Raw genomic sequence first — 13,581 nt, 5'->3', positions numbered from 1 at the left:
GTGCTTGCTCACGATCCTGGTTTCCGGGCCACGTCGGAAATCTTGATGGATTTGGGGATCAGGTTGAGCGCGAAGAACGCATCCGCAACCTGCTGCTGATCGGCGATGACGGCATCGGTGATCGGCTTGATGCCGTAGGCCTGCCGCTTCAGCGCCACCTCGACCACGGGGACCGACAGGCCGATCGCCGGCGCCAGCTGCTCGGCGACCGCATGGATGTCGCCCTTGGCCCAATCGTCGACCGAGCTCAGCTCAGCCAGCACGGCGTCGACGATCTTCGGGTTGGCTTCGAGGAATTTCTTCGAGGCGAAATAGAACTGGTAGTTGGCGACGATGCCGGTGCCGTCGGCGAGCGTGCGCGCGCCGGTGGCCGCTTCCGCGGCGGCCTGGAACGGATCCCAGATCACCCAGGCGTCGACCGCGCCGCGCTCGAAGGCGGCGCGCGCATCGGCCGGCGCCAGGAACACCGGCTCGATCTCGGAATATTTGACGCCCGCCTTCTCCAGCGCCTTGACCAGGAGATAGTGGACGTTGGAGCCCTTGTTGAGCGCGACCTTCTTGCCCTTGAGGTCCGCGACCGATTTCAGCGGGCTGTCCTTCGGCACCAGGATCGCCTCGCCCTTCGGCGCCGGCGGCTCGTAGGCGACGTACTGGATCGGCGCGCCGGCGGCCTGCGCGAAGATCGGTGGGGCCTCGCCGGTGTTGCCGAAATCGATCGCGCCGACATTGAGCGCTTCGAGCAGCGGCGGGCCGGACGGGAATTCGGTCCACACCACCTTGTAGCCGTCGGCGGCGAGCTTCGGCTCCAGCGTGCCCTTGCTCTTGAGCAGCACCAGCTTGCCGTATTTCTGGTAGCCGATGCGGACGACCTTGGCTTGGCTGTCCTGGCCATAGGAGGTGCCGACCGCGGCGGCGACGATGCCGATCGACAGAACGATGGCGGCGATCAGACGTTGAACGATGCGCCTCATGTTCAAACCTTTTGATATGGGGAGATTGGTCGGCACGATCAGGTCGCCGCGCTGCGCCAGACGATGTCGCGAACGACGACCGGCTTCGGGATCAGGCCGAGCTTGTAGAAGCGGTCGGCGACGCCCTGTTGGGTCACGACGATGTCGTCGGTGACGGGGCCGACCACGAAGTTCGCGCGCTCGGCCGCGACGGCCTGGATGTCCAAGGGGACGCCGGTGACGGCGGCGAGCCATTTGGCGACCTCACCGCGGTGCTGTTCGGCCCATTTGCCGGTCGCGGTCGTTACGTCGACGATCTGTTGCAGGAAGGAGCCGTGGTTCTTCGCGAACTCGCGGTTGGCGATGTAGAAGGAGTTGGTCTTGGTGACTTCGCGCGAATTGATCAGGATGCGGCCGCCCTGCTTGGTCTCGCCGATCGCGAAATAGGGATCCCAGATCGCCCAGGCCTCGATGCTGCCATTGGCAAAGGCGGGACCGGCATCGGGCGGCGTCAGATAGACCGGCGTGATGTCGGCATAGGTGAGCCCGGCCTTCTCAAGTGTCTGGACTACGACATTGTGGGCGCTGGATCCCTTGGTGAAGCCGATACGCTTGCCCTTCAGGTCGGCGATCGAGCGGATCGGCGAATCCTTCGGCACCAGGATGCCCTGTCCGTTGGTGATGGGCTGGCCCGCGGCATAGACGATCGCCGCTCCGGCGGCCTGGGCGAACACCGGCGGGGAATCGCCGACCGAACCGAAGTCGACACTACCGACGTTCATCGCCTCCATCATCGGCGGGCCCGAGGAGAACTCGACCCATTTCACGAGGATTGAAATGCTTTTCCAAGGAAGCCTGCTGGCGCGTGATAACCAGCACGCCTGTCTTCTGGTAGCCGACACGAATTTCCTTCACCGCGCCCTGCGCGTTCGCGCGGGAGGCAAATGCAGCGGCGGCTGCGGTTCCAACGGAGAGCTTGAGAAAGTCGCGACGCTGCATTCCACACTCCCGGCCGCCTGCGGCCGTCATTCCCTTGCGTTGCAGGAATGATGGTGCGGGTCGGCGGAGGTGTCGAGACGCCAAGGAAAATAGCGATGCGAGCACTGCGCGTGTGGCGAAGCGCATGATTAATCTTTCAAGCGGCTGCGCTCATGCAGAGGGATTTTTCCGCACGCGAATGTGAGAACCACGGGAATCTCGTCGACGCTCCCAGGGCCGGAACATAAATTGTCGAAAACAACCCCATGCACAGTAGCCGACCATAGTCCGATCAATGACTTACGTATTATCCGAAATTCATTTGACCCGTCGGGCAAAACAGGCGCATGATGGCATCATGGCAGTGTGTGGCTCGGGGCCTCCGACAAGGCGCGATCAGTGCTCGCGCACCCAGGGATCGGACGAGAAATAGCAATTCTCGAGCACCATGCGATCCCCGGCGCGGAAACTGACGCGACATCGACGCCACACCTTTGTCTGATGTTTGCCGTCGTCTGACGTAAGACGTCGGAGATCCACACGATCGGCCGTCGCCAGCGGTAACGTCCGTCCCGATCCCAACCGTCGCAAACCGCCGCGGCCGCATGCGATGTGGACACTGGTCATCGTCCCATCTGGCCTGAAGCACCAGGTCCGCGAACCCCACTCCTTGCCGGGCGGCCTCTGGGCGTAAGGCACAAGCGAGGTCTGCGTCCAGCAGCCGGAAATGGAGGACGGTCCGGCGGCGCGCGCCGGTACGACGACCAGCAACGCGATCAGCGCCGACGCGGCAGCCAGAGACGATTCAAGCCACGGCTTGGGCCAGAACTGGATGGACATGACGCCAATGGACATGACGTCATGTGTGTCGCCGGGGAACGATGCGGTTCAATCGTTCGACGAGACGAGTTCGCCGTCACGGCCACCGTCGTCTGGTCAGTGCGCCCACCTCACCGGCAGGTTCAGCAGGCCGCGGAACGCCCAACCGCCGATCCGCACAGGCTCATCGTCGGCAAGTTCGAGACGACTCGCCCTCGCGAACACCGTCGGCAGCGCGACGTCCGCGATCATCGCGCGCGAGGCCCAGGCGCCGGCGCAGAAATGCGGGCCGGCGCCGAAGGCGACGCTCTTGGAGGTGTCGCGCCGCACGTCGAACTGGTCGGCGCGCTCAAAATGCTTCTCGTCGCGATTGGCGGAGCCGAACATCAGGAACACGCGCTCATCTAGCTCGAAAGAGACGTCACGGATGCTCCACGGTTTTGCGATGCGCCGCGGTGACATGCCGATCGGCGAAATCCAGCGGGCATACTCCTCGAACGCCTCGAGCCAGGTCACCTCGCCCTTGCGCACGAGATCGAGTTGCTCGGGATGGGAGAGCAGCGCCCACACCGTGCCGGCGATCGCCTTGCGCGGCTCGTTCTGGCCGCCAGAGATCGCGAGTTTTACATTTGCTCGCACGCTCTCCATCGGCATGCCCGCAGCGAGGAGTACGCCGAGGATACTCTGGTCGGGGTTCTTGCGCATCGCCGGCAGAATGTCGTCGATCGCGGCATCAATGCCCGACGTCGCCGCGTGACAGCGCGCCTCGACCGCGGGATCGCCGGTGTAGTTGGCGATACCCTCGATCATGCCCTGCGACCACGAATCCATGTCCTGGAAGCCGATATTGGTGAGGCCGGTGATCGACTTCAGGCATTCGCCGGAGAACGGCAACGCGAAGTCGCGCATGAAATCGATCCGCCCCGGCGCGATCGCACCGATGATGCGGTCGGCATCGGCCTGGAACAGCGCGGTCCAGTGCGCCTTCACCGTCCTCGGCGACACCGTCGGAAACATCGCGCGCCGCTCGATTTGATGCGCCTCGCCGTCCTTGCGCATCATGTTGTGGCCCATCAGCCGGTTCATCAGGCCGGCGGGCTGGTGCGAGGAGAACACGTCGATCTGCTTCTCGGAGATCGAGATGTCGTCGCGGCTCGTCAGCAACGTCGAGCCGAGTTGCGGCACGAAGGCGATCGGCGCTTCCTTGCGCATCTTTGCGAGCATCGGATAGGGATCGGCCCAGAACGAAGCAGGGTCGATGTCGATGCGCGGCGCGGTGCTCAAGGCGGTCTCCCCTGGATTCTCGTGTTTTCCAGGCCAGACTAGCGAAATCCAGTGCCGGCGTCTGTCCCTAGCGATAGGGACGGACGGCATCAGGGCATCTCTTCACAAGACAACCAGCTTGAGCTGTGAAAACGGCGGTTGTGATCTGGTACAGACACAATTGCGTCGGCTAACATCACCGCCGTCGGGGGAAAACAATGCTGAGACTTGTAGGGCGCATCATTGCAAAAGCGTTTGCCGTGCGGGGGGCCGCCCACCTGCGCAATGGCGACGCCAGCGAAGCAATTCAAGCCTTTGCAAAAGTCATCAAGCTGGACCCAACCAATCCGGTCGGCTACGTCGGTCGTGCTGACGCCTACCTTCTGGCTGATGACCATGACCGGGCGATTGCGGATTACACCACGGTCATCGAAGGCAGCCCACGGGCGACCAATGTTTATATGTCGCGTGGAACGATGTATTATCACAAGGGAGATTACGACCGAGCTCTTGCAGACTACACCACGTCAATTGAAAACGACCCGACCGAGCCGATCAGATACATGGTTCGCGGCGGGCTCTATGAAGAACTCGCTCAGTATGACCGGGCGATTGCTGACTATACTCGATCGGCGCAGATCAATCCTGGCGATTTCCGGCATCTGCGGGCTCGTGCCGATGCCTATGAGCGGATTGGCGATCACGCCCGCGCGACCGCGGATTATGAGTCAGTGTTGAAACTGGCAAGTCCGTCGGGAGGTGCAATCGCGTGTCAAACTCGAGCTTGGGCTTTCCTCAAACTGGGGCAATTCGACGAAGCGCTGTCGAGCGTTCAAAAAGCCTTTGAGTTTGGGCCTAACAATCCCATCGCAATGGAGGTACGCGGTCACATCTTCGAAGCGTTGGGACGCCGAAGCGAGGCCATAAGTGACTTTCAACAAGCGCTCGATAGCAATCCGCGCATGACCAAAAGCGCAGAAGCCCTGCGCAGATTGACGCGCGATCCGTAATCGCCTCCCCTGCGCCGTGCGCTTACCGGCTCGATCTATCTCCGCTTCGGGGGCTGCGTGTCCATTTTGCCCGGAAGCCGAGATCGCGGACTTAGGGTACCCCGTCTAGTTCAGGCCGCGGGTCAGTTGCAGGTCGAGGACAGAGGATTGACTTACCGGGCTTCGGCGATCTTCGGTCCGGATGACAACATCTGTGCGTTAGCTGCCAGGGGCCGCTTCGACGGCGATGCCGGGTCCGGCAACCGGAAAGCGGCGTCGGCTGGCGCTCCCTGGGAGGGCCTGCGGGCGGCGGCTGCCGGAAGCACGATCACTTTCGCTCCGATTTTCACCCGCTCATAGAGGTCCGTGACGTCGTCATTGGTCAGTCGAATACAGCCGGACGAAACCTTCTTCCCGATCGTATCTGGGTTGTTGGTGCCGTGAATTCGATATTCGGTCTCGCCGAGATACATCGCCCGGGCGCCGAGCGGATTGCCGGGACCGCCCGCCATGAACCGCGGCAGATAGGGCTGACGCGAGACCATCTCCACAGGCGGATGCCAATCCGGCCATTCTGCTTTGCGGGCCACAGTCTGTTCACCGGACCATGTGAAACCTTCGCGGCCAACACCGATGCCGTAGCGCATCGCTTGCCTGTCGTTCAGAACGAAATAGAGGAATGTGTTTCCGGTATCGATGATCACGGTGCCCGGCGCCTGACGGCTGGCGTAGTCAACCACCTGCCGGACAAGTGCTCCGGGAACGCCAGCGTCGGCTTTGGGTGGTTCGACCAGAGGCGCCGGGGCCGGGATCGGAGCCGGGACCGGAATCGCAGCCGGAGCTGGCGCTGACGCACGAACCGGAGTCGACACGTAAACCGGAGTTGACGACGCCTGGGCCTGTTGTGCGGACGGTTTTCGTATCGGTTGCACGTCCGCCGGGCTAGACAGCAAGCTATACCCCACGACGGCGACGGCCACGGCGCCAATCGCAACTCTCGCGGCCATGGGTATTGCGAGGGCCTCTGCCTTCTTACGTTTGGCCCGCTTACTCATGTCTTTCCCCAGGTCACTATGCCTGGAAGAGGTACCCGGCAAGATTTAAGAAACTTCGAAGCGACGTCACACGGACTGGAACCGTTAGTCGTGGTTAACGCCGAACTCTTGTTCGGCAATGTAAAAATTGGGCATACCGCTCGATATTCAGGTCGCGACGAGGACGACGCGCTTCTCATCGCGAAACGAGTCGAGGTCTGAAGCACCCGCGGAGAAAACGCACTCAGACCTTAACCTGCGCTCAGTCCGACAGCCGACATTTTGGCGCCTGAGACAAACGACAGCTAAGGGCCACTAGCGGAAGTAAAGTGCCTACTCGATCACCTCGTCGGCTGTAGCGAGCAGCGACTACGGTAAGGTCGAGCGTCTTCGCGGTCTTTGGCGGATTTCAAGGCACGTTGGCTCGGTGGCCTGTTCATGTGACGCGACGAAGCCATCGCACGATCTCATCCACACAGTTAGGATGGTTGTAGATCCCGTGCCGCAGCTGCCAAGACGGCTTGCTGCGTGCCTGCCCCATAGAGGATTGATGCAACTGAAAGTATATCCCGTGGAATTCCAACAACGAAATTTCCAACATCCATCGCAAACTAAAAGGCCGTTCGAAGGATCTCGGTTTGGGCGAAGCCGCTTCGATCGGCCTGAGGGTGATTGCCTCCACCTGGCCCAACGTATCCGGTACTGAGTCAACCGCAATGTCGCAACTCATCCCGTTGACCAGAAATTCTCGCCCAAAGAAGGATTTAAATGCACCGGGAACAAAGAACAATATCAGTGCGCCAAAGAAAACGCCGATCATCAGGCCTCCCATCCATGTTCCCAATTTCGATTCGTCATTCAGCCCGAAAAACGAACCCAGCCAGACAAAAACAATGACCACCGCGTAGATCGCGGGGATCGCTGCAATTAGGGTAAGGAAGCTCAAACGCGAGCCGATGGAGCCCGCCGCGAGCGATAGCGAGGCTTCATCATCCACGCCGCGGATAACAAGCATCCGCGACATTGCCGCACCTTTAGTATCGTAGTGAGCCAACTCTTCGATGGCATGCGCTGCATCCGGGTTGGTGAAGACTTCATTCAACCATTCCATAATGAAAAAGCCCGCTACTCCACTCAACACCGCGATAATCAAGAACACCAGGTCCTCATTGTTCGCGATTTTTCTCACAGCAAGCAGAAGCTTTAGGCCCAACTTTTCAGACACGATCTCGTCAAGAACTAGCAGACTAACGAAAAGCGTTATAAAGATTGCTCCAAGCATAAAGAGCTTGACCCAATATGACAGTTGCAAGGACGTGCGCGCAAACACCCTAAGAAACGGCGTCGCCAAGGTGACGATCCGGATCCGGCCTGTCTTGGAGTCGAGATGTTGCAAGGCACGCAACGCCACGTTTCCTCCGTGGCTATGGGCAATAATGACGGCTATAGTGTCAGGGTCCTCCAAGCCTTCTCTCAGTTGTTTGGATAGGTCTCTCGCTGCGCGGTCGCGGGCATGAACGGAATTGGCCCCACTCCAGAGAAATGCGCGGATCGGCCAATCGAGCGACTCACTTTTGAGTGCGGCGTCTAGTCCGTCGCAAAACTGCGAACCCTCCTCAAACCACCTCTTGGTCTCACGGAAGTAGCCGCGTCTTAGGTCTGACATCTTGGGGAAAATCCCTCGGCCCCACGTACCGTGCACGAGAAGGATTGAACACCGGCTCACCCGTGCAGCATCCGCAGGGGTGTCATCCATCGCAGGGGAGATCACGGACCTATTTTCGTTAGAGGCGGGCATGATCATCTCCGCGTCCCTTCGGAAAATCATAGTCGCTTCAAACTAAGATGGCCGATCGTCCGCGGTCAACTTTGCAACAAAATCTGCCATGAGCAGACGCAGCCAACCCGACCTATTATTCGATCAGCTCGTCGGCAACAACAAGAAATCGCGTCGCCTCATTCAGTCCTCCTCGATACCGTCTTCGGCCAACCCATGGCACCACGGTGCGTAGCTCGCCGCCAGTGGGCTAAGGATTAGGATTTCGGCTTGGGTCAAAACGCGACGATCCCGGCGGACGGACTGCGCATCCGCTTTGCGCCTGCAAGCAGACATCGCGGACTAAACGTAGCTCTTAGTTCAGGCCGCTTGGCCCCGCGAGCAGGCGCAGCACAATCGCAAACAACTCGTTCTGCGAGGAGATCCCGAGCCGCTCATAGGCACGCTTGCGGTAGGTCAGGGTCGAATGCAGGCTGATGCCGAGCGTCTGCGAGATCGCCTCGGAGCTGAAGCCGAGCAGGATGCGGCGGCAGACGTCCTGCTGGCGCGGCGTCAGCGCGGAGAGTGGCGCGCGCGTTGCGAACAGCGCGGCGAGGTTCTGGTCGAGCGTCGCGGTGGCCGCCTGCTGGAAATGACGCGCAACGCTGGCGCCGATCGCAGGCGCAATGGCCTGAAGCCGCGCACGCTCGGCGTCGCCAAAGCGGCCCTGGGCCGTGATGCGGTAGAAATTGACATAGAAGCAGGTGTCGCCGACCCAGATTGCTGTCGCATATTTGTCGACGATATCAGAGTCATTGAAGAAGATTTTCCGGTAGCGCGCGCCATACATGCGCGGCGCGAACGACGGCAGCATGATCGGCGCGCTGCCCTCGCCTTCGAACAGCGCATCACGATTGGGATCGGATTCGTGGAACTGACCGGCATAGGCCGCGCCGAGATCGCTGCCGATCGGGATGTTGCCGGCGTCGAGCAGACAGCTCGCCGCGCCGGTGCGCGTCAGGGCAAACACCATGCAATGGCCGACGCCGGCCTGCCGGCGCAACGTGTCGATGAGGACATTCGGGAAATCAGGTCGGCCGATGGCGAGCACCGCCGGCGCGATGTCGTTCGCCGCTGGAGTTGAGGCCATGCCGTGGGGCCGCATTGGTTTCCTCCGCAAAAGTTCTTTTGGCGGAAGATATCAGCAAGAGGATTTGGCAGGAAGTCGGAGACGGCGGCTTTTGCCGCTTCTGGGTCCCGGCCCTGCGCAGCAACGCTACGCGTTGCAGCGCGTCCGGGACACGAGAGTGTTGCTGGTCGATGCAGAGGATGGTCTCGTGCCCCGGACGCAGCGCAGCGTGACATAAGCGCGTTTACGCGCGTCTTCGACGCGCTATGGCGCTGCTGAGCCGGGGCCCATGCCGGATGCAGCGCCCCTACCCCGCCGCGGCCTTGGCCGGCGCGACGTTGATCGCGAGCTTGCCGTAGCGATCCGTAAACGCCTCGGTGTCGATCTCCTCCAGCTTGATCTCGCCGCTCATGACGCCCTGCTTCCACGCCGCCTGGGCCGGATCGTTCTGGAACTCCGGCATCACCTCGCGGCCGAACAGCTCGAGCGATTCGCAGATGTGCTCGTGGCTGTTCTTGCCGGCCTGGTTGAGCAGGATGACCTGGTCGATATGCGACGACTGGAAGCGCTTCAGCTTCCTGCGGATGGTCTCGGGCGAGCCGATCAGGCCGCCGCGCAGCGCCGCCTCCTGCGCTTCCGGATTGTCGCGCTTCCACTTGTTGTACTCGTCCCACATGTTGACGGTGTAGGGCGCGGGACGCTGGCGGTTCTGCGAGGCGCCGTAGAACCGCAGCGCGAACTGGAAGAAGGTGGCGCCGTCGGCGCGCGCACGCGCCTCCTCATCCGTCTTGGCGCACATGAAGAACGAGACCAGCGCCATGTTCGGGTTGATCTCGTAGTCGGCGAGCTTGTGCAATCGCTTGGTCATCGCGTTGTAATAGGCGTGCACCCAGGCGTGCGCCGCGTCGGCGCTGACGAACTGGAAGCCCAGCGCGCCAAAGCCGTGGCGGCCGGCGCGCTCGATGGTCGGCAGCTGCGAGCAGGCCATCCACAGCGGCGGGTGCGGCTTCTGCACCGGCTTCGGCACGACATTGCGCAAGGGAATGTCGAAATACTTGCCGTGGTGCTCGCTCCCCGCATCCTTGAACATCGGGAAGATCGCCTGCACCGCCTCCTCAAAGACCTCCTTCTTGGTCTCCATGTCGCGGCCGAACGGCGTGAGCTCGGTGATCGAGGCACTTTCGCCCATGCCGAATTCGCAGCGGCCGTTGGAGAGCAGGTCGAGCACCGCGACGCGCTCGGCGACGCGCGCCGGGTGGTTCGTCGTGAGCTGGAGGATGCCGTGGCCGAGCCTGATGTTCTTGGTGCGCTGGCTCGCGGCGGCGAGGAATGATTCCGGCGAGGGCGAGTGCGAGTACTCTTCGAGGAAGTGATGCTCGACGACCCAGGCGTGGTCGTAACCGAGCTTGTCGGCAAGTTCCATCTGCGAGAGCGCGTTCTGGTAGAGCTTCAGCTCGTCGCCGGCCACCCAGGGCCGTGGCAGCTGCAGCTCATAGAAGATGCCGAACTTCATGACGCCTCTCCCGCTTATTCTTGTTGCGCTCATCTTAGTGAGTGGGGAGGCGCTGTCTACGCGGTCGCAATTCCGCCGCGCGGGAGAACGCGCTTTTCGGCGCGGCGGCCATTCAGCACCACGCCGATGAAGGTGAAGCGCACCAGCAGATGATAGCTCGCCAACATCGGGAGAATCGCGACGACGAGAATGATGGCGAACTTGGTCGGCCCGGGCCAGTCGAGCTGCGACAGCACGACCTGTAGCGCCATCACGATCGGCATGTGGATCAGATAGAGCCAGTAAGACGCATCGGCGAGGTAGCGCCGGGTCGGGCTGAAGCCGGACATGAAGCGAAGTGCGAGGCCGAGGACCGCGAAGGTCGAGATCCATATCGCCGGTGCATACAGGATGGCGGAGACAAGCCTGAGCGTGGCGAAGCTAACCGGCAGTTTCGGCGCACCCGGCACGGACATCATCACCCCGACAAGCACGAAACTGATCAGAATGAGGCCGAGCGCCGGCAAGAGATTCCACAGCCAGCGTCGCTCCAAAATCCGCAGTAGATCGGTCTGCCGATGCAGCAACCAACCGAAGCCGAAGGCAGTGCCGAAGCCGACCCACGCCTGGAGGTTCGTGACGAGCGATTGATCCGGCGCCCTCACGCCCATCACATTGATCCATCTTTGATCGAGGCAGAAAGCGATGCCGATCGGGATCGCCAGAACCAGGGGCGCCAGCGGATTTCGCATAATCTGCGCAAAGAGGCGGTCGACAACCGTTCGCAGCGTGCCTGATACATCGAGCCAGACAATTGCGCCGCGCAGCAGGAGCATGGCGACATATAGCTCCAGCAGCACATAGAGAAACCAGAGATGGGTCAGCGGGAAATTCGGCAGCACCGGCGGCCAGCGAGGTGCGCCGGGGATCGGGCCGCCGTTCGGAAAGCCCGCGGCCCATATGACCACCAGGGCCATCGGCGTAAACACGATCGGCCAGCCGACCACTAGCGGCAGTCCGATCCTCTGCAACCTGTCCCTGACAAAGCCCCAAACTCCCCGGCGATGGAAACTCATTCGGGCGAAGAAACCCGCCATCAGGAAGAAGGTCGTCATCCGGAAGACGTGGATGGCGAAGAACAGCAGGCCCAGGGCCAGGCTTTGATGGGTGTCCTGGATGATCCAGATCCTGGTCGGGGCCGGCACGAACGACAAGGTCGCGTGCAGGACGATGCCGAGCAGCAGGGCAAAGCCCCTGACCGCATCGAGCGCGTGCAGCCGTTCCGATGCAGGGGCGATGGCGGTCGATCGGGACATGGACGGACTCGCTTGCTGGTGAAAGGCTTGTTTCCGGCAATCTGCCCGATCAAGACGGGCGAGGGATCAAGGACACACCGACTGGCCGCCAACCCGCGCTTGCCGTGATCGACCGTGGACTACGATCATGGCGATGCTGGTATTGATATGACTTGCACCGAGACGTTCATCCGGCTGAATGCATCCGCCGGACCATCCCACGTCCCGGAAAGCGGAGAGGCCCTTTCCTGTTCGCGCGTCACGGCGACGGGTATGTGTTCACTGCCGACGATCTTGTTGTTGGTGGGATCATAGCCGCGCCACCCGGCTCCGGGGATATAGATCTCGGTCCAGGCGTGCGTGGCGCCGTGTTGTCCCTCGGCCATCTGGATGTAGCCGGTGACAAAGCGCGCACCAAATCCCCAGTAGCGGGCAGCTTCCATCATGAACACCGCATAGTCACGACAGGTCCCGCTGCCGAGCCGCAGCGTTTCGTTGGGTGATTGAACCCCGTGAGCCTCGCGGGAAACGTATTTGAACGATCGGTAGATGTGAGTATTCAAATTGTTCAGAAGGTCCAGCGTGCCGATCAACTGACCGGGTTTGTAGAGATCGCGCAACCATTCGAGCAGGGCGGTGGCGTCGTAGAGATAGCTCGGGAGACGATACACCGTCAGCTCAAGCTGCTCCTCCGGGGGATATTGGAAGGGAAATGAACTGGCGAATGGCGCAATCCGCCATTCAATGGGGTCGTCGTGGTAAAGGTCGACGTCGACCTCGCTTGCGATCCTGAGCGTGTCGGATAATTCCAAAAAGGTCACGACTGCGATGGCATTGTCGTAATTGTCGCGCAACCAGCGAACTTCGGCGTTCGGCTCGATATCGACCGACCCTCTCACGATGTGGACGTCATGTCCCTCGCGAGGCCGCATCATGGCTCGATGAGTGCCGAAGGTGACCGGCTGATTGTAAAAATATTCGGTCTTATGAATGATTCGGATTCGCCTCATATGAAGCTCCCGCCACGTAGCAGCGATGGATGTTGCGGCGCCCACTACCACTGGTAGTAGGTCGCGGGCATTTCCGAGGCAAGAGAAGATGTAAGCGGCCTGACCCCCGAGCCGCAAAGCATCTTCGCTTTTGGGTAACGATCGTTGCCGCTTGCTTCTCTCGCGCGCACGGAGCGCCGCGGCTCGGTCCGTTGGCCGCGCCGCGACATCCGGTCAAGTCGACGGGTTGATCCAGATCAACGCGGCAGCGGCCCTGCTGCATCTAAAGTGCAGCAAGGCAACGGCCCGGATGCCGTCCCGATTCCAGCACCATTTCAGAGAGACCGAATATGTCGGCCCCTGACGACACGACTTCGCGCGTGCGCCGTAAGCGCATGGAGATTTTCGCTTTCCTGTTCCTGACCGCGGTCGTGATGCCCGTCCTCGCGGTCGGAACGGTCGGCTCATACGGGCTCGGCGTCTGGATCTACCAGATGTTCGCCGGCCCTCCCGGCCCGCCACCCTCCCCGCATTGACCTCCGAACAGCGAAAGACAGGCATCATGGCCCAATCCACACTCAACCGCCGCGCATTGATCACCGGCCGGGTGCTCACCGCCGACCGCGTCGTCGCGCCGCCAGGTTGCGAGATCGCCAGCATCATCGTGCAGGCCCGCCCCGAGCGGCTTGCCGAGCTGGAAGCCGAGATCGCCGCGATGCCCGGCTGCGAGATCCACGGCCGCGACGCGCGCGGCAAGCTCGTCGTCGTGACCGAAGCGCCGGATGCCGGCAGCCTCGGCACCCTGCTCAACACCATCCAGTCGCTGCCGAACGTCTATTCCGCGGCGCTGGTCTTCCACGCCATCGAAACCGCCTAACGGCCGGGAG

General features: G+C 61.6%; 11 protein-coding genes and 1 pseudogene. 3 read left to right on the top strand and 9 right to left on the bottom strand.

From position 1 onward, the window contains the following. Window positions 1-8: 8 nt before the first annotated feature. The 3 genes and pseudogenes from J4G43_RS10225 to J4G43_RS10215 form a co-directional block, all read right to left on the bottom strand. Window positions 9-971, bottom strand: coding sequence for a sulfonate ABC transporter substrate-binding protein (locus J4G43_RS10225; RefSeq protein ID WP_208084702.1), 963 nt, complete (start codon window positions 969-971; stop codon window positions 9-11). A 38-nt stretch (window positions 972-1,009) separates the two neighbouring features. Then, a pseudogene (locus J4G43_RS10220) lies at window positions 1,010-1,949 on the bottom strand (sulfonate ABC transporter substrate-binding protein). 915 nt (window positions 1,950-2,864) lie between these two features. Beyond that, window positions 2,865-4,031 (bottom strand): cytochrome P450, encoded by a 1,167-nt coding sequence (locus J4G43_RS10215; RefSeq protein WP_208084701.1) that lies wholly within the window; start codon window positions 4,029-4,031, stop codon window positions 2,865-2,867. 197 nt (window positions 4,032-4,228) lie between these two features. Between J4G43_RS10215 and J4G43_RS10210 the strand changes: the two genes are divergently transcribed. Further along, on the top strand, window positions 4,229-5,020 hold the full coding sequence (locus J4G43_RS10210; RefSeq protein ID WP_208084700.1) for a tetratricopeptide repeat protein: 792 nt from the start codon (window positions 4,229-4,231) through the stop codon (window positions 5,018-5,020). Window positions 5,021-5,172: 152 nt separating this feature from the next. On the opposite strand, the gene J4G43_RS10205 is transcribed toward J4G43_RS10210, so the two are convergent. The 6 genes from J4G43_RS10205 to J4G43_RS10180 all read right to left on the bottom strand — a co-directional run bounded on the left by J4G43_RS10205 (window position 5,173) and on the right by J4G43_RS10180 (window position 12,715). After that, on the bottom strand, window positions 5,173-6,054 hold the full coding sequence (locus tag J4G43_RS10205; RefSeq protein WP_208084699.1) for a L,D-transpeptidase: 882 nt from the start codon (window positions 6,052-6,054) through the stop codon (window positions 5,173-5,175). A 415-nt stretch (window positions 6,055-6,469) separates the two neighbouring features. Next, on the bottom strand, window positions 6,470-7,837 hold the full coding sequence (locus tag J4G43_RS10200; protein WP_208084698.1) for a lipase family protein: 1,368 nt from the start codon (window positions 7,835-7,837) through the stop codon (window positions 6,470-6,472). A gap of 328 nt (window positions 7,838-8,165) precedes the next feature. Beyond that, the gene (locus J4G43_RS10195) at window positions 8,166-8,954 is read right to left on the bottom strand and encodes a helix-turn-helix transcriptional regulator (protein WP_208084697.1); all 789 of its coding nucleotides are present in this window, start codon (window positions 8,952-8,954) and stop codon (window positions 8,166-8,168) included. A 271-nt stretch (window positions 8,955-9,225) separates the two neighbouring features. Next, window positions 9,226-10,431 carry an LLM class flavin-dependent oxidoreductase gene (locus J4G43_RS10190; RefSeq protein WP_208084696.1) on the bottom strand — a complete coding sequence of 402 codons (1,206 nt, stop codon included), beginning with the start codon at window positions 10,429-10,431 and terminating at the stop codon, window positions 9,226-9,228. Between the two features lie 56 nt (window positions 10,432-10,487). Next, on the bottom strand, window positions 10,488-11,726 hold the full coding sequence (locus tag J4G43_RS10185; protein WP_208084695.1) for an acyltransferase family protein: 1,239 nt from the start codon (window positions 11,724-11,726) through the stop codon (window positions 10,488-10,490). Between the two features lie 125 nt (window positions 11,727-11,851). Beyond that, window positions 11,852-12,715 (bottom strand): transglutaminase family protein, encoded by an 864-nt coding sequence (locus J4G43_RS10180; protein WP_208084694.1) that lies wholly within the window; start codon window positions 12,713-12,715, stop codon window positions 11,852-11,854. Window positions 12,716-13,044: 329 nt separating this feature from the next. Between J4G43_RS10180 and napE the strand changes: the two genes are divergently transcribed. Continuing rightward, the gene (napE, locus tag J4G43_RS10175) at window positions 13,045-13,230 is read left to right on the top strand and encodes a periplasmic nitrate reductase, NapE protein (protein ID WP_027532529.1); all 186 of its coding nucleotides are present in this window, start codon (window positions 13,045-13,047) and stop codon (window positions 13,228-13,230) included. 26 nt (window positions 13,231-13,256) lie between these two features. Next, on the top strand, window positions 13,257-13,571 hold the full coding sequence (locus J4G43_RS10170; protein WP_208084693.1) for a chaperone NapD: 315 nt from the start codon (window positions 13,257-13,259) through the stop codon (window positions 13,569-13,571). The last annotated feature ends 10 nt before the right edge of the window (window positions 13,572-13,581 follow it).

Source organism: Bradyrhizobium barranii subsp. barranii (genome assembly GCF_017565645.3).
Lineage (GTDB): Bacteria > Pseudomonadota > Alphaproteobacteria > Rhizobiales > Xanthobacteraceae > Bradyrhizobium > Bradyrhizobium barranii.
The sequence above is the reverse complement of the archived record's forward strand: the minus strand, read 5'-3'. Positions and strand labels throughout refer to the sequence as shown.